Origin of the sequence: Gordonia sputi NBRC 100414, assembly GCF_000248055.1 — a bacterium.
Lineage (GTDB): Bacteria > Actinomycetota > Actinomycetes > Mycobacteriales > Mycobacteriaceae > Gordonia > Gordonia sputi.
In genome coordinates this window covers 84,589-107,908 of sequence record NZ_BAFC01000116.1, presented here as the reverse complement: position 1 = coordinate 107,908, position 23,320 = coordinate 84,589, and the positions used below count along the sequence as shown (strand labels likewise).

At 65.5% G+C, this 23,320-nt stretch carries 18 protein-coding genes and 2 pseudogenes; 10 read left to right on the top strand and 10 right to left on the bottom strand.

Translation table 11 applies throughout. The annotated features are described in order from the left end of the window. Nucleotides 1–137: 137 nt before the first annotated feature. Together aroQ and GOSPT_RS19180 are read left to right on the top strand one after the other, a co-directional pair. Complete coding sequence (aroQ, locus tag GOSPT_RS19185; RefSeq protein ID WP_039856717.1) at nt 138–599, top strand: type II 3-dehydroquinate dehydratase; 462 nt, start codon at nt 138–140, stop codon at nt 597–599. Continuing rightward, a pseudogene (locus tag GOSPT_RS19180) lies at nt 599–1,470 on the top strand (SAM-dependent methyltransferase). The gene aroQ and the pseudogene GOSPT_RS19180 overlap by 1 nt, the downstream one beginning before the upstream one ends. Nucleotides 1,471–1,537: 67 nt before the next feature. Here the strand turns inward: GOSPT_RS19180 and GOSPT_RS19175 are convergent. The 3 genes from GOSPT_RS19175 to GOSPT_RS19165 form a co-directional block, all read right to left on the bottom strand. Continuing rightward, the gene (locus GOSPT_RS19175) at nt 1,538–2,290 is read right to left on the bottom strand and encodes an MBL fold metallo-hydrolase (protein ID WP_005208195.1); all 753 of its coding nucleotides are present in this window, start codon (nt 2,288–2,290) and stop codon (nt 1,538–1,540) included. After that, nucleotides 2,287–4,284, bottom strand: coding sequence for a galactan 5-O-arabinofuranosyltransferase (locus tag GOSPT_RS19170; protein WP_005208193.1), 1,998 nt, complete (start codon nt 4,282–4,284; stop codon nt 2,287–2,289). Before GOSPT_RS19170 ends, GOSPT_RS19175 begins: the two co-directional genes overlap by 4 nt. A gap of 108 nt (nt 4,285–4,392) precedes the next feature. Further along, complete coding sequence (locus GOSPT_RS19165; protein WP_141630933.1) at nt 4,393–6,102, bottom strand: HNH endonuclease signature motif containing protein; 1,710 nt, start codon at nt 6,100–6,102, stop codon at nt 4,393–4,395. Between the two features lie 431 nt (nt 6,103–6,533). Between GOSPT_RS19165 and GOSPT_RS19155 the strand changes: the two are divergent. The 3 genes and pseudogenes from GOSPT_RS19155 to GOSPT_RS19145 all read left to right on the top strand — a co-directional run bounded on the left by GOSPT_RS19155 (nt 6,534) and on the right by GOSPT_RS19145 (nt 8,669). Next, a pseudogene (locus GOSPT_RS19155) lies at nt 6,534–7,770 on the top strand (glutaminase). A 29-nt stretch (nt 7,771–7,799) separates the two neighbouring features. Then, on the top strand, nt 7,800–8,222 hold the full coding sequence (locus tag GOSPT_RS19150; protein WP_039856695.1) for a helix-turn-helix domain-containing protein: 423 nt from the start codon (nt 7,800–7,802) through the stop codon (nt 8,220–8,222). A gap of 30 nt (nt 8,223–8,252) precedes the next feature. Next, complete coding sequence (locus GOSPT_RS19145) at nt 8,253–8,669, top strand: VOC family protein (RefSeq protein WP_005208187.1); 417 nt, start codon at nt 8,253–8,255, stop codon at nt 8,667–8,669. A gap of 27 nt (nt 8,670–8,696) precedes the next feature. Here the strand turns inward: GOSPT_RS19145 and dprE2 are convergent, their stop codons facing one another. The 3 genes from dprE2 to GOSPT_RS24400 all read right to left on the bottom strand — a co-directional run bounded on the left by dprE2 (nt 8,697) and on the right by GOSPT_RS24400 (nt 12,812). Beyond that, on the bottom strand, nt 8,697–9,458 hold the full coding sequence (gene dprE2, locus GOSPT_RS19140; protein WP_005208185.1) for a decaprenylphospho-beta-D-erythro-pentofuranosid-2-ulose 2-reductase: 762 nt from the start codon (nt 9,456–9,458) through the stop codon (nt 8,697–8,699). Between the two features lie 99 nt (nt 9,459–9,557). Next, nucleotides 9,558–11,003, bottom strand: coding sequence for a decaprenylphosphoryl-beta-D-ribose oxidase (gene dprE1, locus GOSPT_RS19135; protein WP_005208183.1), 1,446 nt, complete (start codon nt 11,001–11,003; stop codon nt 9,558–9,560). Nucleotides 11,004–11,048: 45 nt separating this feature from the next. Next, nucleotides 11,049–12,812 carry a phytoene desaturase family protein gene (locus tag GOSPT_RS24400; RefSeq protein ID WP_005208182.1) on the bottom strand — a complete coding sequence of 588 codons (1,764 nt, stop codon included), beginning with the start codon at nt 12,810–12,812 and terminating at the stop codon, nt 11,049–11,051. 167 nt (nt 12,813–12,979) lie between these two features. On the opposite strand from GOSPT_RS24400, the gene GOSPT_RS19125 reads away from it, so the two are divergent. The 5 genes from GOSPT_RS19125 to GOSPT_RS19105 all read left to right on the top strand — a co-directional run bounded on the left by GOSPT_RS19125 (nt 12,980) and on the right by GOSPT_RS19105 (nt 19,475). Then, complete coding sequence (locus GOSPT_RS19125) at nt 12,980–13,810, top strand: aldo/keto reductase (RefSeq protein ID WP_005208179.1); 831 nt, start codon at nt 12,980–12,982, stop codon at nt 13,808–13,810. Between the two features lie 35 nt (nt 13,811–13,845). Then, nucleotides 13,846–14,352: a GtrA family protein gene (locus tag GOSPT_RS19120; RefSeq protein ID WP_005208178.1), complete on the top strand. Its 507-nt coding sequence runs from the start codon at nt 13,846–13,848 to the stop codon at nt 14,350–14,352. Nucleotides 14,353–14,354: 2 nt separating this feature from the next. After that, nucleotides 14,355–15,782 carry a phytoene desaturase family protein gene (locus GOSPT_RS19115; RefSeq protein WP_005208177.1) on the top strand — a complete coding sequence of 476 codons (1,428 nt, stop codon included), beginning with the start codon at nt 14,355–14,357 and terminating at the stop codon, nt 15,780–15,782. A 248-nt stretch (nt 15,783–16,030) separates the two neighbouring features. Beyond that, the gene (locus tag GOSPT_RS19110; RefSeq protein ID WP_005208176.1) at nt 16,031–17,935 is read left to right on the top strand and encodes a glycosyltransferase; all 1,905 of its coding nucleotides are present in this window, start codon (nt 16,031–16,033) and stop codon (nt 17,933–17,935) included. Continuing rightward, nucleotides 17,922–19,475: a glycosyltransferase family 39 protein gene (locus GOSPT_RS19105; RefSeq protein ID WP_005208175.1), complete on the top strand. Its 1,554-nt coding sequence runs from the start codon at nt 17,922–17,924 to the stop codon at nt 19,473–19,475. The genes GOSPT_RS19110 and GOSPT_RS19105 overlap by 14 nt, the downstream gene beginning before the upstream one ends. 76 nt (nt 19,476–19,551) lie before the next feature. Here GOSPT_RS19105 and GOSPT_RS19100 read toward each other — a convergent pair whose 3' ends face one another. From GOSPT_RS19100 to wzm, 4 genes are all read right to left on the bottom strand, one after another. Then, nucleotides 19,552–20,430 (bottom strand): TIGR03619 family F420-dependent LLM class oxidoreductase, encoded by an 879-nt coding sequence (locus GOSPT_RS19100; RefSeq protein WP_005208174.1) that lies wholly within the window; start codon nt 20,428–20,430, stop codon nt 19,552–19,554. A gap of 152 nt (nt 20,431–20,582) precedes the next feature. Further along, the gene (gene glfT1 / locus GOSPT_RS19095) at nt 20,583–21,545 is read right to left on the bottom strand and encodes a galactofuranosyltransferase GlfT1 (protein WP_005208173.1); all 963 of its coding nucleotides are present in this window, start codon (nt 21,543–21,545) and stop codon (nt 20,583–20,585) included. Then, nucleotides 21,542–22,381 (bottom strand): galactan export ABC transporter ATP-binding subunit Wzt/RfbE, encoded by an 840-nt coding sequence (gene wzt, locus GOSPT_RS19090; RefSeq protein ID WP_005208170.1) that lies wholly within the window; start codon nt 22,379–22,381, stop codon nt 21,542–21,544. The genes glfT1 and wzt overlap by 4 nt, the downstream gene beginning before the upstream one ends. A gap of 3 nt (nt 22,382–22,384) precedes the next feature. Next, complete coding sequence (gene wzm / locus GOSPT_RS19085) at nt 22,385–23,254, bottom strand: galactan export ABC transporter permease subunit Wzm/RfbD (RefSeq protein ID WP_039856694.1); 870 nt, start codon at nt 23,252–23,254, stop codon at nt 22,385–22,387. Nucleotides 23,255–23,320 lie beyond the last annotated feature (66 nt).

Here is a 23,320-nt window from a genome sequence, read left to right as displayed (position 1 = left end):
CGACGTCGCGAACTCTCGGTCACTCGTGCGGCTGACGCGCTCGTGGGTCTGGCGGTGTCGTGGGTGTGGCGGTTTCGTGGGTGTCGGCGGTGGAGAGTATGGACGCGTGGCCGGTGCCGGTGGATAGGCTTGCAACCATGTCGACCGACGCCACGGGAACCGAACCGCTGCCGATCCTGCTGTTGAATGGGCCCAACCTGAACACGCTCGGGATTCGACAGCCCGAGGTGTACGGCTCGGCGACGCTCGCCGACGTCGTCGAACTCGCCGAACGCACCGCCGGTGAACTCGGTTACGGCCTGCGGGCGGCGCAGACCAACCACGAGGGCGAGATGATCGACTGGCTGCACGAGGCGCGCGGCAATATCAGCGGAATCGTCATCAACCCGGCTGCGTGGACGCATACGTCGGTCGCGCTGGCCGACGCGCTCGTGATCCCCGACGTTCCGATCATGGAGGTGCACATCAGCAATGTGCACAAGCGTGAGGAGTTCCGTCACCACTCGTTCGTGTCGCCGCTCGCCTCGGGAGTGATCATCGGCTACGGCATCCGCGGCTATGAGTTCGCGATTCGACGCCTCGTGGAGGTCCTGGGCTGATGGCTGACCTCGACGATCTCGGACGGACGGCGCTGGGTGTCGCGTGGGCGCGAGCTGTCGAGTCGTCGAGGGACGACGCATTGTTCGACGACCCGCTGGCCGAGGCGATCGCACGAATCCAGCCCCGTGGCTCCGAATTCGGTGGACGCGACGGCGCCGATGGAGGCGGTTCGGACAAGATCCGAGCGATGTACGACTGGATCGTCGCGCGCACGGTGTCCTCGACGAGGTGTTCGCTGATGCCGTCGCCGACGGGATCACGCAGTTCGTGATCCTTGGTTCGGGGCTGGACGGTCGGGGATTTCGGCTCGATTTCGGTTCGGGAGCAACGCTTTTCGAGGTCGACAGGCCGTCGGTGGTCGAGGTCAAGGAGGACCTCGTCGCGCAGTCGGGTCTTGCGCCGACCGTCGAACGTCGCGTGGTGGCTTCCGATCTGGCTGATGACTGGCTGCGTGCCCTCCAGAGCAAGGGTTTTCGGGCAGATCTACCGTCGGCGTGGCTCGCCGAGGGGCTGTTCGTGTACCTGCCCGACGAACTCGGTCTACGCGTGATCGAGGGCATCACCGCGGCATCCGAATCCGGCTCACGGATCGGGGTGACCGTGCGCCGCGCGGCGTCGTCGGTTGTCGACGATTCCGCTGGTCCTTCTGCTGCCGACCCGTTTGCGGAGGTGCGGAAGTTGTGGCGTAGCGATGTTGACGTCGCGCAGCATCTCGACGCTGCCGGGTGGAACTGCGAGCTGTCAAAGACGCGCGACGTGCTTGCCGCTCATGGGCGTTCGCTGTCCGAGACCGCCGACGCGCAAGAGTCCGCGACGCTGCTGTCGGGTGTACGACGCCAACGCGGCCACGGGACGATCGACCGCTCCTGACGGATTGCTCAGCGCGCCGGGGGTTTTCGCGCCCGGGTTATCGTGCCGGGGTTTATCGAGCCGGGGTTTATCGAGCCAGGGCTTCTCGGGCCAGCTCGGCGACGGGGCCGTCGAGGCGAGGTCCGTGTCCGGGGAAGAGCACTGTCGCGTCGAGGTCGGTGAACGATTCGACGCTGCGTCGGGTCGCGGCGTCGTCGTGGTTGAAGAAGCGCGGGAGTAGCTGCGGCCCTTGGTGTCCAGAGAGCGGATGGCCGCTGATCAGAGCGTCGCCCGAGACGAGTACCGCGCCGTCGGCGACGAGGAAAGCGCTGTGCCCGTCGGTGTGGCCGCGAGCAACCACCGGCTGTGGCCGACCGGGGAGGTCGAGGGCGACGTCGGTCGAAAAGGGTTGTGCGGTGGCGATTCCGGCCCGGCTGAGTACGCCGAGAAGTGTGACCATCGCCAGCCATCGCCACGCGCGTGGCTGCCACGCGACCGCGGCGATGTCGAGTGGACCCGCCTGCTGCAGGAGGTCGCGGTGTGCGTGTGGCACTTCGGCGGGGTCGACGAATACCGGGAAGCCGAAGCGGTCCACCAGCTTCGCCAGCCCTCCGATGTGGTCGACGTGAGCGTGGGTGAGCAGTGCGGCTCTGATGTCGGTGGGGTGTGCGCCGATCGACTCGATCGACGCCACCACGTCGTCGGCGTTGCCCGGATATCCGCCGTCTATCAGTGTGATGCCCGAATCGTCGCGCAGCAGAACCCAATTCACCGCGGGTGTGTGCACCAGATACGCCGTCGACGACGTGGCGTCGACCTCGGTGATCTCGAAGGCGCTCACTTGCGCACCACCAGAACGAACGGTCCGACGTCGGTGACCTCGAAACGTGGGTCGTTGAAGAGGTTCGGGTCGAATGTCACCGTGTAGCGCTTGACGTTTGGATCGTTCGGATAGACGTCTGCGGCGAGGCGTAGTGCGTAGCCGTCGGCGGAATAGCGGAACAGGAAGACGTTCGGCGGGGTCCAGGGCGCGGCGTCGAGTTGGCGGACGAGGTCGTCGGCCGACGACGCCTTGGACCAGGTCTCGATGGTTGCGGCTCGTTTGTCGAACTCCGCCAACGGGTTTGCGTAGTGCGAGGTGAGTCCCTGGAAGCCCCAGTACGGGTAGACCGAGAGGAATCCGTAGTCGGCCGTGAGGACGACGTTGTCGGTCGCCGGGCGTCCGGTCTTCTCGCCGATGAGCTTGTCGATCTGCGGGTAGTACGACTCGGCGCCGGGTGGACGCTTGTCGGCACGGTCTCCGTAACCGTCGGTGTCGGTGTAGGCGGTCGTGATCTCGTTGGAGAGATAGGCCGGAATGCTCTGCGCCACAGCGATTGCCGCAAGGGCTGCGAGTACCCCGACCACGACGCGCACGTCACCGAATCTGCCGACGGCCCAGTGGGCAAGCTCGACGACGCCGAACACTCCCGCCGCCGCGAGCACCGCGACGAGGATGGGTTCGAGTCGAAAGCCGAGCAGCGTCGTGCCCGCGGCAGTTGCCAGCATCGAGAGCAGACTCATCAGGTAGATGCCGACGACCGTGACGCCCAGGGCCGCGGCGATGGTGCGTTGGCGGAATCGGAGCAGAATCCAGACCAGGCCGATGAACGTGATCGCGCCGACCAGGCTGAGGTGGAACATCGGCCACGGCAAGAACGAACCGCGTTCTGGCAGATAGTGTTCGGCGGTGCCGCCGCTCGCGGGCTCACTGCGCAATCGAGCGAGGAGGTAGGGAGCCCACACGGTCATTGCGATGAGCCCGGAGATGACACCCATCACCACCAGCCGCCCGAACACAGCCAGGACGAGGCCGCGTCGGGTTTTCGACACTTCTTCGCGGGGTAGCGCCTTGTTGGAGGCGTTGACCCAGCCGTGAACGATGAGCGCAAATGCCATCAGGATCGCGACGCCCGCGAACAGTCCCGTGTAGAGCGTGTAGAAGGTTGCGCTCAGACCGAGAAAGAGGCCGGTTGCCACCACCGCTGCCCAACTCGTGCCGGAGCGCAGTGAGGCCGTCGGGCCGTCGGCGTGCCGGGAACGACCGCGCAGACCGTAGAGCATGGGGATCAGCATCGGGACGCCGATCATGATCAGCACCGCCGCGTACGGTTCGGGACCCGCGTACATCAGCGTCACGACGGTGACGGCGAGCGCTGTCGCGATGCCGCGGTCGGCGCGCACCATGCGAGTCCAGAGCACCACTCCGATCGCCGCGGCGACCGCCATCGAGAGGATTGCCCACGGTTTGAACGCCTCCCAGCCGGGCAGACCCATCAACGACGCATAGCGGCCGCCGCCCCAGAACCATCCCGCCGGATAGTAGGGAGCCAGGTGCAGATAGGTCATGTCCGCGAGGTGCGGACTGCTGGTGAGCCGGGTCAGGTATTCGGTGCGGAACTGCTGGTCGGCGGAGAGTCCGAAGAGGTAGAGGCGGGTCGCCCCGAGCGGCATCCCGAGCGTGACCGTGACCAGCCCGGAGATGCCCGCGGTCGACAGTAGGGTGACCAGCCACCGCGCTTTGCCGTAGCGGTACAGCAGCGCAGCGATCACCAGGATCGCCACGGCCACCACCTGGCCCGCCGTGGTGAGCGACCGGGTGACGTTCGACGAGTTGAACGCGGGCCACTGCACCGAGTCGATGGCCTTGAGAGCGACCAAGGCCACGATCGCCCCGACGATCACCGCGATGACCAGGTCGATCAGTGTCCGGACGTGGCGATTCACTCGACGCTGAGGGGTCGCAGAAGCCTGTGGACTCGAGTCGTCGGTGGTCGGGCTCTGCGTTGACGTCACGCGTCTATTTCTAGCAGGGGGCCGTACTGACCCACGCCGGACGCCGCGGCGCGACGGCGTGTGGCCCCCGAGACGGTGTCTGGGGGCTGGCGCTCGTGCGGGCGTGGGTCAGAAGGGCGGGTCGCCGGTGTCGGGGTCGTTGGCGAGCCGCCAGGCGCGGGTGTCGGCGCGGTGTTGTCCGATGCGCGCGCTATGAGCGGCGGCAAGCCGTCCGGGGATGCGTCGGTCTGGGCGATCGGGCTCGTCGAGGGCGGGGAAGAGGTCGCGACCGTTGTACGCGTTGCCGACGAAGTGGTAGCCGCCCGGGGACCGGAAGATGGCGCGGCCCATGGGTGTCTGATGGTCGCGCCAGCCGACGGCGAAGGTTTTGTGGCGGTGGTGGAAGCGGCACAGCGGGCGCAGGTTGGCGAGCTCGGTGAGTCCGCCGGCTTTCGGATTGCCATGGTTGAACGGCTTGGCATGGTCGACGTCGGCGGTGGCGACTTTGTTGGTGCAGCCGGGGAAGGCGCAGCAGAGCTCGCCGGCCTTGACCAGGACGCGCAGTTTCTGCGGGATGGGGTAGCGGTAGGCGGCTTTGTTGTTGGGGGTGACGCGGTTGGGGTGGATGTAGTTCCGGGTGGCATCGGCGAGTAGCCGGCGGGCGGTGTCGGCGTCGATGAGGCCATGGCCGTCGAGGAACGCGGGGTTGTTGTCGTGGCCGAGGAGAGTCGAGAGATTGACCACGATGTGGAACATCGGCCGCGGCGCGAGGGCGGCGGAGCTCTGAGTTGCTGCGACCGGGTTCGTGATGGTTATGGCTGCGGGGCTCTGCTTGTCGTCGACGTTCTCGCTGCACGGAGTCTCGGACACCGTGGCGCAGTCGGGGCAGGTGCAGGGGAGTGTCGGGTAGCCCTGAGCGAGGGCGGTGAGTGCGTCGGCGCGTTGTTGAGCGTGGGTGCGGGGATCGTCGGGGTGGGTGTCGGCGATCATCGCTTCGAGCCGGGTGTCGAGGATCGCTGCCGCAGTGCAGGGGAGTTGGCCGTCGAATCTGGACTGACCGGGCTCGTCGCGGTGGGGGCGGATGCGGAAGTAGCGGCGGCTGGTGGCGGTGTCGCGGCGGCGGCGGGCGGCGCCGTCGGGATCGACGAGTTCGACGGTGGCGTCGATCATGGTGCGAAACCTGGTCATGGACATGGGTTCTCGTGCGCTGATTGCTGCGGCGAGTGCGGTATCGACGGCGGTGAGATGCGCGTCGTCGACGTTGTCGGTGCGGGCAACGACTTCGTGGAAGCGGGGTAGGTCGATACGGCCGGTTGCCAACAGTTCTGCGGTTCGGGGTATGCGGTAGCGGAGGGCTGCGCCGGTCTCGATCATCTTCTTGGCTTGGCCGGGTGTGAGGCAGAGGGTGGCGCCGAGCTCGGCGATGGCTGTGGTCAGGCCATCGGGGCCGAAGCGGGCCAGCGGGTTCTGGTTGTTCTGAGTCAGGAGCGCGGCGAGTTGTTCGGGGTCGGTACAGCCGTCGGGGACGGCGTGCTCGCCGGTTCCGATTTCAGCGTCGATGCGCTGGAGGTATTCGGCCTCGCGTTCTTCGTACAGCAGGATTGCGGCTTGCAGCATGCGATAGTCGGCGCACGCCTTGATCGCGTTGGTGTGGAAAAGCACCTCGATGAGTTCACGTGAGTAGAGGCGTTCGTCGTCGGCGAGCTGTGTCAGCTGTGTCTCGACGTCGGAGGTCGGTGCGTCAACTGCTGGAGTATGCGCATGACTGTTGGCCGCGGGCACGACGGGTGATTCGTCGGGTGTCAGCGGGCCGGTGCCGTCGGGGTTCTCCGATGCCATAGTCAGAACATACATTCGAGGTCTGACAATTCTGTCGGCCCAGGTGAAAGCGTTAGCAGCCGGTGTTTCCGACGGTGTGACGAATCATGTCGACGACGTTCAATCCCGGTATGGTCAGTTCGAGGGCGCCCGTTGACGACAGGACCGCTATCCCGTGTAGCGCGACCCACAATGAGGCTGCGACTCTTTCGGGATCTGTTGTACGGCCGCTCTTCTGGATGACGGACACCAGCCACTCGTACAGGGGGCGCAGTATGACGTTACCCCCGAAAATCGCCCACACTGTCATACGGATCGACCCCGTCGAACCCGCCGCGCCGCGCGGACGCGCACGCAGGCGTCGGTACCGTCGTCGAACCCGCCGCGCCGCGCGGACGCGCACGCAGGCGTCGGTACCGTGGACAGCAAAGCGCAAGGAGGCGTCTACCTGTATGCAGTCACCCGTCCGCGATTATCTGACCGAGGTCCTCGATTCGCTCGACGCCGAGAAGAGCGGCGCTGTCGCCGACTACATCCCGGACCTGGCCGAGGCCAACCCCGATCTCTTCGCCATCGCGGTCACCACCGTCGACGGCCGAACGTACTGCGTCGGCGACGACGAGGTCGAGTTCTCCATCCAGTCGATCTCCAAGCCGCTCGCCTACGCGGCAGCCCTGGCCGACCGTGGCTTCGACGCGGTGCTGGAGAAGGTGGGCGTCGAGCCGTCCGGTGAAGCCTTCAACGAGCTTTCCCTCGAGAGCGGTACGTGCAGGCCACGCAACCCGATGATCAACGCGGGCGCGATCACCACCCACGGGCTGCTCGTCGACGACGATGCCGACGTCGAGTCCCGCGTGGAGCGGGCGCGCAGCTTCTTCTCCACCCTTGCCGGACGTGAACTTGCCGTCGATCAAGCGCTCCACAAGTCCGAAATGGACTCAGCCGACCGCAATCTCGCGATCGCGCACATGCTGCGCAACTACGGGATCGTCGACGATGCGCCGCACGACATCGTCGACGGATACATCCAACAGTGCTCAATCATGGTGACGGCCAAGGATCTTGCCGTGATCGGAGCGTGCTTTGCCAACGGCGGCGTACACCCCGTCACCGGCGAGCGGGTGATGAGTCGACGTATCGCGCGGCAGGTGATGTCGGTGATGGCAGGCTGCGGAATGTACGACGGCGCGGGCGAGTGGCTGACCACCGTCGGCATTCCGGCGAAAAGCGGTGTGGCGGGCGGACTTCTCGGGACGCTGCCCGGCCAGTGCGGCATCGCGGTCTTCTCGCCGCGGCTCGACGAACACGGCAACAGCACGCGCGGTGTGTTGGCGTTCCGTCGGCTGTCAACCGACATGAACATGCACATGGTCGACGCCGAGCCCTACGGAACCACCGTGCTGCGCGATCCGAACCTCCGACGATTCGACGACCTTCGAACTGCAGGGAGTCATCCAGTTCAGTGGCGCAGAGTACGTCCTCGACAGTTTGGCCGCCGACGAAACAGGCACCCCCACTGTGGTTTTCGACGTCAGTCAGGTCAGCCACTTCGCTGACGTCGGGCGTCGGATGATCCTGGAGGGTATGCGTCGTGTCCGCGAGGACGGGCGCCGCGTCGTATTGATTGATCCCGACGACACTCTGCCCGATCCCGATCTGGGCGACGGAAGCTATCCGGACAGATCATGACTGGTGATGCGCGGCAAGCACGCGCGCGGATGAATCACACCGAGGACACGAATCGGCGAATGCTGCGCGCGCGTGATGCGATGGATTGCCGGTTCGCTGAACCCCTGGACCTCGGTGCGCTGGCGGCGATTGCGCACGTGTCGGAGTCGCACTTCAGCCGCGTGTTCAAGGCGACCTTCGGCGAGACGCCGCACCGCTACCTCCAACGACGACGGATCGAGCGAGCGTCGTCAATGCTGCGCGAGACGCAGCTGTCGATCAGTGACATCAGCACCGCAGTCGGGTTCAGCAGTTTCGCGACCTTCACCAGGACCTTCGGGCAGATCATGAGCGAGACACCCACCGCGCATCGCCGTCACGCCGGGGACCACGGTGCGCCAATCTGCGCGGTCAAGGCGCTACGCCGGCCGGCAGGAGCTCCTGTCGCCAAGAGAGCAGTTTTGGACAAGTGAGACCGAGGCAGCGCCGGTAGCGTTCCCGCCATGCCCAACACGATCATTCTGTCCCAGATATACGTACTCGACCACGACGAAGCCCTTGACTTCTACGTCGGCAACCTCGGCTTTGAGGTCCACTCCGACGTCGACATGGGTTTCATGCGATGGCTCACCATCAATCTGCCGTCCGACCCCGACCGCCAACTCATGTTGGAGATCCCCGGGCCACCGTCGTTGAGCCCGGAGACCGCAGCCCAGGTTCGCGACCTATTGACGAAAGGTGCTGGCGGTGGCTGGTTTTCGATGTCAACCGATGATGCCTATGCGACCGCAGACACACTTCGGGCCGGAGGCGTCGACTTCACCGATGAACCGACCGATCGTGACTACGGCATCGATTTCGGTATCCGCGACCCGTTCGGCAATCGAATCCGCATCGGACAGATGAAGTCTCGCCCCTGAGTCTCGCGAGCGTGGCTTCCGGTACGCCTAGACCGGCAGCTTGCGGAAGACCTTGCGCGGTATGTGGCGCAGCACGGTCATAATGAACCGGAAAGTGCCTGGCACCCAGACGATTTCCTTGTTGTCGTCGACAGCCTTGATGACGGCCTTCGCGACGACGTCCTTGTTGACGGTGAGCGGAGCTTCCTTGACGTTCGCCGACAGTCGGGTCCGCACCTGGCCGGGACGCACGACGAGAACGTGCACGCCGTCGTCGGCCAGCGCCTCGCCGAGGCCGAGGTAGAAGCCGTCGAGACCTGCCTTCGACGATCCGTACACAAAGTTGCTGCGTCGAACACGCTCGCCCGCAACCGAACTCATCGCGACGATCTGGGCGCGTCCCTGGTGCTTCATCTTGTCGCCGAGCAGCACCCCAACACTCACCGCGGCGGTGTAGTTGATGGTCACCTCGGTCACGGCCTTGCGCTGGTCCTGCCAGACCTCTTCGTCGTCGAACTGCACACCGGCAGCGACGATAGCGAGGTCGACATCGCCTCCGGCAAAAGCCTTCTCGATGGTCTCGGGGTGCGTCTCGGGCTTCGTCGCGTCGTAGTCGATGAGCTCGACCGACGTCGCACCCGCCTTGCGCATGGTGTCGGCTGCGGCGTCGGCGGTCGGATCACCGGGCACGACGGCGAGGATCACGCGGGCGGGTCCACGAACGAGGAACTCGCTGGCAATGGCGAGTCCGATCTCGGAACTGCCACCGAGGATCAGGATCGACTGCGGCGAATCGACGGCGTTGAACATTGGTTGGTGTCTCCTCGGGTGTTGGGAAGTAGTTGGTGGTCTGAACGGGCAACCGGATTCGGCCGCAACGCAATTCAGTACAAGCGAGCCGAGTTCACGTCAGTTGAGTTCGAGTCGACGGCCCATGTCGGACAGGAACACGCCGGTCGGGTCGATCTCGCGACGCTTGGCGATCCACTTGTCGATCTCCGGGTACATCTTGTGGAAGTGCTCGGCAGACGTCCGCGAATCCTTTGCGGTGTACAGCCTTCCGCCGATCTCCATGACCCGACGGTCCATGTCGTTGAGGAACTCCGCGAGCCCTGCACGCAGCGGGAAGTCGAGGCAGACGTTCCAGCCCTCGAACGGGAACGACAGCGGCGCTTTGGGATTGCCCTTACCGAACAGCTTGATCACGTTGAGGAAGCTGATGTGACCCGACGCCTGGATGTCGGTGATGATCTTCTTGAACTCGTCCTCGTTGCCCTTGGGCACGATGAACTGGTACTGCGTGAATCCACCACCCTTGCCGTACGCGACGGGGCGTCCGTAGGCGTTGTTCCAGTTCCCGATCAGATCGAGCGGGTGATAGAACTGCGGCAGACTCTCGATGACGTCGCGCTTGTTCGATCCGGCCCGGTAGTAGAGCTCGCCGATGAGTCCGAAGTCGAATTTGTTGTCGAGTCCACGCGGGAAGATATTCGGCAGCGTGATCAGCGGCTTCGGGTTGAACTTGAGCGGATCCTTCTTGAGCTTGTCAGGCAGTTCGTCGAACGTTGCCAGATTGCCGCGGCTGAACGAACCGCGACCGAGCTTCGGGGCGGCGCTCATCGTGTCGAACCAGCCGGACGCGTACTCGTAGCCGTCCTCGTAGTTGTCCTCGAGGTGCAGCGCGATGGTCTCGTCGAGGTTGTTGGTGGTGAAGGTGTCGGCCTTGAAGTAGGCCGTCTCGGTGCGCTTGAGCTTGATCTTCACGCGCAGCACGATGCCCGTCAGGCCGATGCCTGCCACCGTGCACCAGAACAGCGAGCCGTCGGGATCGTCGGGCGAGCCGTCGGGAGTCAGGGTGAGAATCCGGCCGTCGGCAACAAGGAGTTGCATCTCGGTGACGTGATCGCCGAACGCGCCCGTCGCGTGGTGGTTCTTGCCGTGGATGTCGTGCGCGATGGCGCCACCGACGGTCACCTGCCTCGTGCCGGGCATCACCGGCACCCAGAAGCCGCGGGGCACGACCACCTTCATCAGGTGATCGATCGAGAGGCCCGCGTCGACGTCGACGATGCCGGCCTCTTCGTCAAGAGAATAGATCCTGGTCAGCGGCGTCATGTCGATGGTCAGGCCACCGGAATTCTGCGCCGACTCGTTGTACGAGCGGCCGAGTCCGCGGGCGATGACCCCACGCTTGAGGTAATCGGGTTTGTCGGCGTTGTCGTCGGCAACCCGAGCCACCGCATCGGCGATGACCTCGGGGTATGGCGTCGACAGGACATGCCCGGTGATCGGGGTGGTACGTGACCATCCGGCCAGCGTGCGCGTGGTGATCGGCAGGAGCTCTTCAGTAGACATCGTTAGGGATCTTACCGCGACGGCAGATACGCCCGACGCAGCTTGTCAGCCTTCGAGCACCAACGCCGCCGCGTTGTGTCCGGGTATGCCACTGACACCACCGCCTCGACGCGCCGCCGCACCGGCGAGCAGTACGCGGGGGTGCCGCGTCTCGACACCCCACTGCCCGACGGTGTGCCGGTCCTGCGCCCACGGCCACTGCAGGCTCCGGTGGAAGATGTTGCCGCCGGGCAGCCCGAGTGCGGCCTCGAGATCCTGCGGCGTCTTGGCCTCGATACACGGATTGCCGTGGGCGTCGGTGCAGATGACGGACTGAATAGGTTCTGCGAGAACAGAATTCAGAGAGTTCAGAGTGGCTTCGACGGCCCTGCCGGTTGCCGACGGTGCGTCGAAGACCGCCGGAGGCATCTGGAGTCCGAACAGTGTCAGCGTGTTGCATCCGGCGAGCTCTGGTCCGAGGATTGACCTGTCGGACAGTGTGTGACAGTAGATTTCACACGGCGGGACGCTCGGGACCTTATCGATACTCGCCTGCTGCCACGCCGCGTGCAGCTGCCCGTACGACTCGTTGATGTGGAACGTCCCGGAGAACGCAGCGTCGGGAAGGACCGATCCATCACGAAGCGCCGGCAGCCGATCGAGCAGCATGTTGATCTTCAATTGTGCTCCGGCAGTGTCGGATTCGACGTCGAGCGGAACGTCGAGGCAGTCGTTGATCGACTGCGGCGCACACGCGACGTAGAGCATCGAGGCGCGGAGGGTGGTCTCGACTCGGCTGCTCGCTGCGCTCGCGGCCGGCTCGACCAGGGGTTGGGGGCTGCTCGCTGCGCTCGCGGCCGGCTCGACCAGCGGGTGGGGGCTGCCCGCAGGCTGGACCAGCGGGTGGGGGCTGCCCGCAGGCTGGACCAGCGAGGAGGGGCCAGCCGTGGACCGCTCGACCAGCGGGGATGGGCCGCGCTCAACATGCGCGGAGCTGACGTACTCGACCGTGCCGTCGGCCGGGTCGATGCCGGTTATCCGCGCGCCGGTCACGATCCGGGCGCCTGCGGCGACGGCGGCTTCGTAGAGTGCGCCCGATACCGCACCCATGCCGCCGACCGGGACGTCCCAGTCGCCGGTGCCACCACCGATCAGGTGATAGAGGAAGCAGATGTTCTGGCGCAGTCGGGCGTCGTGGAGGTCGGCAAAGGTGCCGATCAGCGCGTCGGTGGCGACGACGCCGCGCACCAGGTCGTCGGCAAAATAGCGCTCGATGAGCTCGCCGAGTGGACGTTCGGTGAGCAGCTCCCAGATCTCGGCGAGCGACGTGTCGAGGCCGGCGGAGCTCGACGCACCGATCACCAGATCGCGCAGTTCGTCGCGGCTGCGCAGCGGCTCGATCAGCGTCGGGAAGACGCGACGTGCGATTTCACCCATCCGGCCGTAAAACCATTGCCACGACGCGAACTCCGTGTCATCGCCGGTGATGCGTCGAAACGATTCGGCGGTCGCAGACTCGTCCGCATTGTCGACGAGCAGGCCGCGAGTGGGGTCGGTGGGCAGCGGCGTGTACGACGAGTAGCGGCGTCGAATCAGCGAAATGTCCAGGTCCAGGTCGGTGATGATCTCGCGCGGCAGCAGCGACACCAGGTACGAGTAACGCGAAAGATGTGCGGGCACACCGGGAAACGGCGTCGCGGAGACGGTGGCACCGCCGACGTGGTCTGCACGCTCGAGCACCAGCACTCGACGTCCCGCACGCGCGAGGTACGCGGCAGCCGTCAGTCCGTTGTGACCCGCACCGATGATGATGTCGTCGAAGCGTTCCATGCATCGAGCATGACCACCGTCGTGACGTGTTGTCGAGGGTCGAGGTACCCGACCGGTCGCTACGCGGTGTCGGGTCGGGCACTTCGGATACGTCATGGTCACGATGCGCCAACGACGGGGGTTGTTCACCGGGCACGATCGGTCGTCGCGACCATATCCTTGTGAGCGTGGACATCCCTTCGGTCGAACTCTCGTCAGGATTCCGGTTACCTCTCGTCGGCCTCGGAACCTACGACATGCTCGGCATGCCCTGCGTCGACGCCGTGTCGGACGCGCTCAGGTCCGGATATCGCCTGCTCGACACCGCGTCGAGGTACTCCAACGAACTCAGCGTCGGGATGGGATTACGCGAATCCGGCATCGCTCGCGACGAGGTCGCCGTGCAGACCAAGCTCGGCGGTGGCGACCAGGGATTCGACGAGCCGATCAACGCGGCCAAGGAAAGCGCTCGACGGCTCGGCGTCGCACACATCGACATCTATCTGATTCATTGGCCGTGTCCGAGCCTCGGTCGAACCGTCGACTCCTGGAAGGCGCTGCTGACCCTCGCCGACGAGGGCTTCATCACCGTGCCGGGGGTCTCGAACTTCAAGGCACACCAACTGCAGATGCTCTACGACGAAACCGGCGTCTGGCCACAGGTCAACCAGATCCAGTGCTCGCCTGCACTCGCGCGAGATGAGTTGCGCGAGTTCATGTCCGAGCGTGGGATCGTCGCGCAGGCGTGGCATCCGACCGGCCGCAAGGAAGGCATGCTCGGCGACGCCGTGATCATCAGGCTCGCGCGCAAGTACGGCAAGTCGCCGACGCAGATCGCGTTGCGCTGGTCGGTGCAGCAGGGCATCTCGGTGGTCCCCAAGTCGTCGCATCACGGGCGGCAACTCGAGAACGCCGACCTCTTCGACTTCTCGTTCGACGACGCCGACCTCGCAGAACTCGCAACACTCGACCGTGGTGAGAAGGCGGCCCGCGACTCCGACGTCGAAGAGGAGTTCTGAAACAGCGCCCGCCCGGCACCGTCTAGGGTGGCAGGGTGCAAGACGCAACCTCCGACGACGGGCACGACCACAAGTCGCGGCACGAAGACTTCAAGACGCGCCACGCCCCGACTCCGATCGAAGTGCCGGTCGACGATGCGGAGGCCTCGACCGACGTTCCGCTGACGACACAGATCCTGCGGTTCGTCATCAGCGGCGTGATCTCCGGCATCCTCGACTTCGGACTGACCACGATCCTGCAGTTCGGTTTCGGGTTGCCGCCCGTGGTGTCGAAGGCCGTCGGCTTCATCTGCGGCACCACCTGCGCGTACATCATCAACCGGCGCTGGACGTTCCGTGCGTCGCCGAGTACGGCTCGCTTCATCGCCGTCGCACTGCTCTACTGCTGCACGTTCTTCGTCAACGTCGGCATCTACACCTGGCTGGCCCACGTGTGGGAGCACACGTTCCTCAACAGCCTCATCGCGTATGTGATCGCACAGGGCACTGCGACGGTCATCAACTTCGTGGTGCAGCGCACCGTCATCTTCCGAGTCACGTAGTCGTGCCGACCGCGGTTGTCGTCGGCGCAGGCCCGAACGGGTTGTCGGCAGCGGTCCGACTCGCGCAGGCGGGTCTTGACGTCACAGTCCTCGAGGGTGCCGACACGATCGGCGGCGGCACGCGGTCGGGCCCATTCGACGACGAGTTTCCCGAGGTCATCGTCGACCATTGCTCCGCGTTCCATCCGCTGGGGACGTCGTCGCCCTATCTGCGCACCCTGCCTCTCGACGAGCACGGATTGCGCTGGTCGTGGCCCGACATCGACTGCGCGCACCCGCGCGACGACGGCACTGCGGCGCTTCTCTTCCGCGACATCGAGCGCACCGCGGCCGGATTCGCCGACGCGGGTTTCCCCGGGGCGGGCGACCGGTGGCTCGCGCTCCTCGGCAAGGTGTCGACGCACTTCCCCGAGGTCGCCGACGACGTGCTCTCGCCGATGCTGGCGCTGCCGCATCACCCGCTGCTGCTGGCGCGTTTCGGGTTGCCCGCGCTGATGCCTGCGACGGCCCTTGCCAGCTTCCTCGGTCCGCACGCGGGCGCTCTGTTCACCGGCATGTCCGCGCACGGTTTCACCCGACTCGACGTCCCCGGAAGCTCGGCTGCCGGACTCATGCTGACCGCGGCGGGCCATCACGGCGGCTGGCCGGTGGCTGTCGGCGGGTCGTCGACGATCACGACCGCGCTCGCCGGACTCCTGCGCTCGCTGGGCGGCACGATCGAGACCGGACACACCGTCTCCGACCTCGCGCAGATCCCCGCCGACATCGTGATTCTCGACGTCACGCCGCGCGCGGCCGCCGACATCCTCGGTGCGCGCCAACCCAGCCGCATCGCTCGGTCATATCGGCGCTGGCGACGCGGCCCGGCGGCGTTCAAGGTCGACTATGTGATCGACGACGAGGTCGGGTGGACGGCGCGCGACTGCGCTCGTGCGGGCACGGTGCACCTCGGCGGCGAGGCGTCGGAGATCGCGAAGGCCGAAGCCGACGTCGCCGCGGGACGGATGCCTCGTCGACCCTTTACTCTCGTCGGGCAGCAGTGGGTCGCCGACGAGAGTCGAGCGTCGGGAAGTCTCAAGCCGCTGTGGGCTTATGCCCATGTGCCGCAAGGGTATTCGGTTGACGCGACAGAGTATGTGACCGCACAGATCGAGCGCTTCGCGCCGGGATTTCGGAGCAGGATCGTCGCGGTTCGTGCGACTTCGCCCGCAGAGCTGGAACGGGCGAATCCCAACTATCCCGGCGGCGACATCGGCGGTGGACGCAACGACCTGGTTCATCTCGTCGTACGGCCGCGACTCACCGCATCGCCGTACTCGACGGGAGTCGACGGCGTGTACCTGTGCTCGGCCGCGACACCTCCCGGGGGAGGTGTGCACGGGATGTGCGGCTTCGGTGCCGCTGAGGCCTCGCTGGCCGCGCTCCGCTGAGAACGTCACGGTAGCCGTCGGTCGCGCGAACGACATGTAACGCGTGTGTCTGGGCGCCCGACAGAATTGATACACGAGTTCAGTCGGGATCGTCAGCCCGATTCGACCGAATGCGTTGCGGCAGCACCCACTTGTGGAGCAGTGGCGCTCGGGTGTCAGTGACAGGGTGTTCACAGGGTGTGGGCTACTGTGGCCGTCGGGGCCGACACGTGTGGCGCGAGAGCCCCCGAAGAGATGAATGGGATGCAATGTCGACAGCAGCACAGCCGACCACGACCGATACTCCGCACACGGACCCGTCTGATTTGCGCGAGATGACCAATTCGTCGTCGGACCGTCTACTCGTCCAACGCACGCTGTTCACCGGTCCGGAAACCCGGATCGAGCCGGGAATGTACGCCGACACCGACCTCTCCCGGGTGAGGCTCGATCGCCGCCGAGCTCATCTCGGACCGGGGGCACGACTGTCGGCGAACACCTACTTCGGACGTTTCCCCGCCGCCTTCTGGCAGAGCTACACCCGCGTGCGCTCAGTTCGCCTAGAGTTCGACCACGATTGCGCCCCCGGTACGACGCTGCGGATCGACATCCGCGCGTCCGACATCAGCGGTCGCGAACGCCCGGTGCAGACCGCGGAGGTCTCCGGACAGGGACACGTGAGCTTCGACCTCGACGTCAAGCGCTTCCTCGACGGCGGCGCACTCTGGTTCGAGTTGACCGCCATCGACGGTCCGGCCAGCATCTCCGACGTCGAGTGGAGTGTGGACTCGCGGGTCCGGGACCGGCCCGTGTCGGTCGTCATGTGCACGCACAACCGCCCGGTCGACGCCGTGGCGACCGTGCTGGCGCTCGCATCCGATCCCGTCGTGCTCGAGCGTGTCGCCGCGGTGTACGTCGTCGACCAGGGCACCGACCGCGTCGCAGACCAGGCACGGTTCAGCGAGGTCACCGCTGTACTCGGCGACCGCCTGCACTACATCACCCAGCCCAACCTCGGCGGCGCGGGAGGATTCAACCGCGGCATCCACGAGGTCACCAAGGACGGCAACCACGACACCGACATCGTCGTGATGGACGACGACATCACGTGCGAGCCTGAGTCCGTTCTCCGGTTGACCTCGTTCGCCAACAGCACGGCGCGGCCGATGCTCGTCGGCTCGCAGATGTTGCTGGCGTCGGAGACCTACCGGGTGCACATGACCGGCGAGTGGGAAGCGCTCGACGAGCTCAAGGCCGGACGTCCGGGCGCGTATGGCAAGCAGGGACTCAACGCGCTCGAGAAACAACAGGACGCGCGCACCGACGCCGGATGGAACGGGTGGTGGTCGTGTCTGCTCCCGGTCGAGGCCGTCTATGCGGCGGGACTCTCGCTGCCGCTGTTCTTCCAGTGGGACGACATCGAATTCGGTATCCGCGCGCGCCGCAACGGTTTTCCGACGGTCACGCTGCCCAACGCGGGCGTCTGGCACGCCGACTTCCACCTCAAGGACTACGACGACTGGTCGCGCTACTTCAGTTGGCGTAACGCCCTCATCGTCGCAGCGATCCACGGACCGTTCGACCCGAAGCACCTGGTGGCCGTCATCGCCAAGGAGATCGGCGCGCACATCGTATCCATGCGCTATGGCCTTGCCGCGACTTTCCTTCTCGCCGTTCGTGATTTCCTGCGCGGACCGTCGATCCTCGACGACGGCGGAATGTCGAAGCTGGCGGAACTGAAGGAGCTGCGCGCGCAGTATCCGGACACGGTCATCCGTGACAGTGCCGACGTACTCGTCGACGCCGATCCCAACACGAGGATCTCACGCCGCGGACCGCTGCCCGACGAGGACAAAGAGACCCGCGTGCTGGTCAAACGCGCTGTGCAGCAATGGCTCGGCAGGGTGTCGCCGGCGCCCGTGTCCATCTCAGCCGACGACGGACGCTGGTGGCACGTCGGGCTCTTCTCGTCGGCCATCGTCACCGACTCGTCGCAGACTGGTGTCCGAGTCAGACGGCGCGACAAGCAGGTCGCGGCTCGGCTCGGACGTGAACTCGCACAGTTGTGCCTCGAACTGCGTCGTGACGGACTCGACGTCGCCGAGGAGTGGCGAGGAGCCATGCCCGAACTGACGAGTCGCGAGAACTGGACGAGATTGTTTGACGGCGACTGAACGACTCCGGTCCGCCCGACCCGCACTGGTGGTCGGGATCTTTGGAGTGGTGTTGTGCGCCTTCGGTTCCTGGCGCCCATCGCACTGGTATGACGAGGCCGCAACGGTGTCGGCGGTGCACCGTCCACTGTCGGCGATGTGGGACCTACTCGCTCTGACCGACGCCGTGCACGCGCTGTACTACCTGTGCATGCATGTGTGGACCAAGGTGTTTGGGCTGTCGGAGTTCTCGCTGAGGTTCCCGTCTGCATTGGCGATCGGCATCGCCGCGGGTCTGCTCGTCGTTCTCGCTGCGCGACTGTGGGATACGCGTTTCGGCGTCATCGCGGGCCTCGTGCTCCTCTGTCTGCCGCGCACGACCTGGGCGGGCTCTGAGGCCCGATCCTATGCTGGCACAATCGCCCTGGCGATCGCCATGACGCTTGTCTTGCTGATTGCGCTCGACGTCGACGACGGTGCCACTCGGCGTCGACGCTGGGGGTGGTGGGTGGCCTACGCCGCGGTCTGCGTTGTCGGCGTGGTCTGGTTCTTTTTCACCATCTCGCTGCTCTCCGCGCACCTGCTGATCGTGCTCGTGCGGAGTCGGGGGCGAGATAGGCTCCAGATACGCCGGACGACAGTCGCTTTCGTCATCTCCGCGATCGTCGTGTGCGCGGTCGTTGCACCATTTGCGCGCATCGTCATCTCGCAACGTGGGCAGATCTCGTGGGTAGAGCAAATGTCGCCACGGACGCTCGGCAACTATGCCCGATTCGAGTTCTTCGACGGCGCAACCATTTTCCTCATTGTTGGCGCTCTCGTAGTCGCGGTAGGACTCGCCGCTGCGGTACTCGGTGCCGGCGGCCGGTGGTCGATCCCGGTCATCGGAATGCTGTGGGTCTTCGTGCCCGCGGCACTCGTGTTCGTCTTCTCGTGGTTGGTCGACGCTGTCTACACACCCCGCTATCTGATCTTTACAGCAGGTGGACTCGCGCTGATCCTGGCGTGGGCGGTGCGCCAGATCGCACGCGACCGTGTGTGGGTGGCAGCGCTTCTCGTCGTGGTTCTGGCCGCGGCCGCGACGCCGTCGTACCTCGCCGACCGCAGCGCGTACGGCCGACTCGGCGGCACCGACTTCTCCGAGGCCGCAGACTTCATCGGCGCCAACGCACACCCCGGCGACTGCGTCGCCTTCTCCACCGCGCCGACGTGGAGTCCGGTCTCGCAGCGAGTCGTCTTGCGCGCCAAGCCCGCCGACTTCGCAGGACTCCGCGACGTCGGCCCCTCGATAGATGCGGTCCGGGCCGACTCGCTGTGGGACGGCGACAAACCCGTCACCGCCTATCGACGGTTTGCCGAACAGTGCCAGGTGATGTGGGTGATCACCGACAAGGACCGTGACCACGGCTACGTCGTCTACCCCGGCGCCACCGCCTACTGGCTGTTCTCACCTAACCACTTCACATCGACGTTGCTCTACCAACAACTTTCGGCCGCCGGACTGCACGTCGTGCGCCAGGTGCCGTTCAACAACTCGCAGGTCGTCGAGATGCGACGCTGACGTCGAGCGCACGCTCTGGAGTGCCAACTGTGTGCTCGAGGGCGTCGACTGGGCGTCGCGTCGCGTCGAGTGTGCGTCAGCCGTTCACCTTGGCGATGACGTTCTCGGCGTAGGCGTTCAGATGATCGATCTTGGTCGCAAGTGGCTCGGTGTCGTCACCCATCACGTACGGCAGGCGGAAGCCGACGATCACGTCGGTGATTCCCTTGTCCTCCAACCTCTTACATCCGTCGACCGTATAGGCGTCGAGTGAGATGACGTGGATCTCGAAGGGGTCGTTGAGTTTTCCCTCCGCTTTACGGATGTCGGTGATCTTGTCGAGCAGGGCGTCGAGCTCCTCCGCGGGGCCGCCTCCGTGCATCCATCCGTCGCCTCTGATGACGGCTCGACGCAGCGCGGCGTCGGCGTGACCTCCGACGAGGAGTGGAATCGGCTCGGTGGGTGCGGGAGTCATCTTGATGCGTGGGATGTCGTAGAACTCGCCGTGGAATTCGAAGTACTCACCCGACGTCAGACCGCGGAAGATGTCCATGCATTCGTCCATGCGCTTGCCGCGGCGGGCGAAGTCGACGCCCATGAATTCGTAGTCCTCCGGCCACGGACTGGTGCCGACGCCGAGCGCGAGGCGGTTGTTGGTCAGGTACGCAACGGAACTCGCCTGCTTGGCCACCAGCGCGGGCGGCCGCACTGGCAGTTTGAGAACGAACGGCGTGAAGCGGATCGTCGAGGTAACTGCGCCGAGGGCAGCGGCCTCGATGAACGTCTCGATGAACGCCTTGCCGTCGAGGAACTCGCGATTGCCGTCCGGGGTGTACGGATAGGTGGCGTCGGACTCCTCCGGATACGCGAGCGAGTCGGGAATGGTGAACCCCGCGTACCCCGCCTTCTCGGCCGCCTGGGCGAGTGGTGCGTAGAAGCTCGGATCTGTCATCGCCTCGGCGAAGGTGAACCGCATGTGTCTCCCCTGTGGATCGGTGTCTGATCACACAGTAGAACACGTTCTAGTTCCGGCGAGGGCGGTCGGCGAATTGCGCCCAGTCGACGCGACGGAGCGCCCAGTCGGCACGCTGAAGCGCCCACTCGACACGCTGAAGCGCCCAGTCGACGTCAGTCTGGCCGCACGAACCGCTCGCGTCGGCCGAGCTGCTGCAACCGGAACCACTCGCGGAAGCCCGCGACGTCGCGCTGCTGCACCAGGAAGTACCAGCCGAATCGCGCGTACTCCTGCGGCAGCAGTTTGCGCATGCCGGGCTGGTTCATCAGGAAGCCGCGGTTGCGGTAGGTGAAGAAGCGCTTCACCGAGTTGTCGGGATACTGCGTGTGCATGCGGCCGCCGAGGATCGGGCGGAACTCGTCGGAGCCGTACGGGTGCAGATATGCCGTGGTCAGGCACGTGCCGAAGCGCAACCCGGAGCGCGCCAGGCGTCGGTGCACCTCGACCTCGTCGCCGCGGAAGAACAGCCGGAGGTCGGGGACGCCGACCACGTCGAGCGCATGCGCTGAGAACAGCGCACCGTTGAACAGCGAGGCGATGTCGGGCAGCAGGTCGTCGTCGCCTGCAGGCTCGCCGTCGCCCTCGAACAGCTCTGACCGCTTGCGCCGCCACGCCACTCCGCGGCGTAGCGGGAAGGCGAGTGTGTCGGGGTCGTCGATGTTGACGACGACGGGCGAGACCTCGTCGAGCCGATGACGCGCGGCGCAGTCGAGCAGCGTCGACAACACCTCACTGCCTTCCGGGCGTCCGTCATCGTCGGCGCACCACACCCAATCGGCGCCGAGCGACAGCGCGGTCAACATGCCGAGTGCAAACCCGCCCGCACCCCCGAGGTTGCGCTGTGAACCCACGTAGGTTGTCGGAATGGGTTGCGCGGCAACGAGTTCAGCTACCTGATGCTCGTTCCCGTTGTCGACGACGACGAGGTGGTCGACAGGTCGCGACTGTGCCGAGACCACGGCAAGCGATTCGGCGAGCAACTCCGCCCGCCGATGCGTCACCACCACTGCAATGACACGCGAGGCAGTCACACGCGAGGCGCTGACATGCGATGTCGAGCCCGTGGTGTCGCTCATGCGGACTTGCCGTCGGTCCGATGCATCTCGTCGAGCACCTCGCGCACGTGCGCGGCAGCGGTCGGGCCCTCGTAGGCACCGACCACTTCCTCGATCCCGCCGTCCATCCGGATCTCGCCGTGGTCGATCCAGAGGGCGCGGTCGCACAGCTGCGCCAAGAACTCGTTGGAGTGGCTGGCGAAGACCAGAATGCCCGAGCGCTCGACCAGCGACTGCAGCCGTGTGCGCGCCTTCTTCATGAACTCCGCGTCGACCGCGCCGATGCCCTCGTCGAGGATCAGGATCTCGGGATCGATGCTGGTCACCACACCCAGCGCGAGGCGCACGCGCATACCGGTCGAGTAGGTGCGCAGCGGCATGTTGAGGTAGTCGCCGAGCTCGGAGAACTCCGCGATCTCGTCGGTCTTGCTCAGCATCTCCTTGCGGCTCACGCCCAGGAACATGCCGCGGATCAGGATGTTCTCGTAGCCGGAGATCTCCGGGTCCATGCCGACGCCGAGGTCGAAGACCGGAGCGACCCGACCCTTGACCCGACACGAGCCGCGCGTCGGTTCGTAGATGCCCGACAGCAGCCGCAGCAGCGTCGACTTACCGGCACCGTTGTGACCGACGAGCCCCACACGGTCGCCGTGCTCGAGGTGCAGGTTGATGTTCTTGAGTGCCTCGACAACCACGACGTTCGACGCATTGGCACCGATCACGCCGCCCGCGGCTCCGAGCACCGACTTCTTCAGCGAGCGCGTCTTGGCGTCGAAGATGGGGAAGTCGACGCAGGCGTCCCAGGTGTCGACGCGGACGGCGTCGTTCTTGGTCTCAGTCTGTTTGGAGCTGGTCACGACTCACACCCAATACGGAACTCGGGCGCGGTAATTGCGCATGATGAACAGGGCGAGAAGGCATCCCGCGACGGTGCAGCCGATGACGATGGCCCAGTGGTAGAAGGCCACCGATTCGCCGAGCAGCGGACCGCGCGTGATCTCGAGGTAGTGGTACATCGGGTTGATCTCGACAATCCGTGCCCGTGATGATCCCTCGCCGGTCACCTTGTGCAGCGACGACGCGCTCCAGATGATCGGCGTCATGAAGAACACCAGGCGCACCGCGGTGCTGAGTAGCTGACCGATGTCGCGGAATCGGGTCGTCAGGATGCCGAAGACCATCGCGACCCAGACGCTGTTGATGACGAACAGGATCATCGCCGGGATGATCAGCACGACGGTCCAGCTCAGGTGGATGTGCTTCCAGAAGATCGCGAGCAGCACCAGGTAGATGACGATGTTGTGCGCAAAGATGATGAGCTGTCGCCACGCGAGTCGGTAGACGTGCACCGACAGCGGCGACGGGATCTGCTTGATCAGCCCCTCGTTCTTGGCGAATACCTCTGAGCCGTCGAGGATCGATCCCTCGATGAAGCCCCAGAAGATGAAGCCGAGGGTCACGTACGGCAGGAACGTGGTGATGTCCTCGTCGAACAGCTGCGAATACAGCAGACCCATCGCGACGGCCGTAATGCCGGTCGCGATAGTGATCCACAGCGGACCGAGCACCGAACGGCGATAGCGCTGTTTGATGTCCTGCCATCCGAGAAGCGCCCAGAGCTCGCGCGCGCGAAGTCCGTCCGAGAGGTCCTTGAACGCACGCCGCAACGACCTCGAATCCGACGTCGTGGGTGGTGGCGGAACTTCCCGCTCGTTGACTACCGCTGACACGGGGATTCAGCATACAAGCGCGCGGTTCGACGATCCGGAACGGGCGGTGTCGAGCGAGGAGTGCAC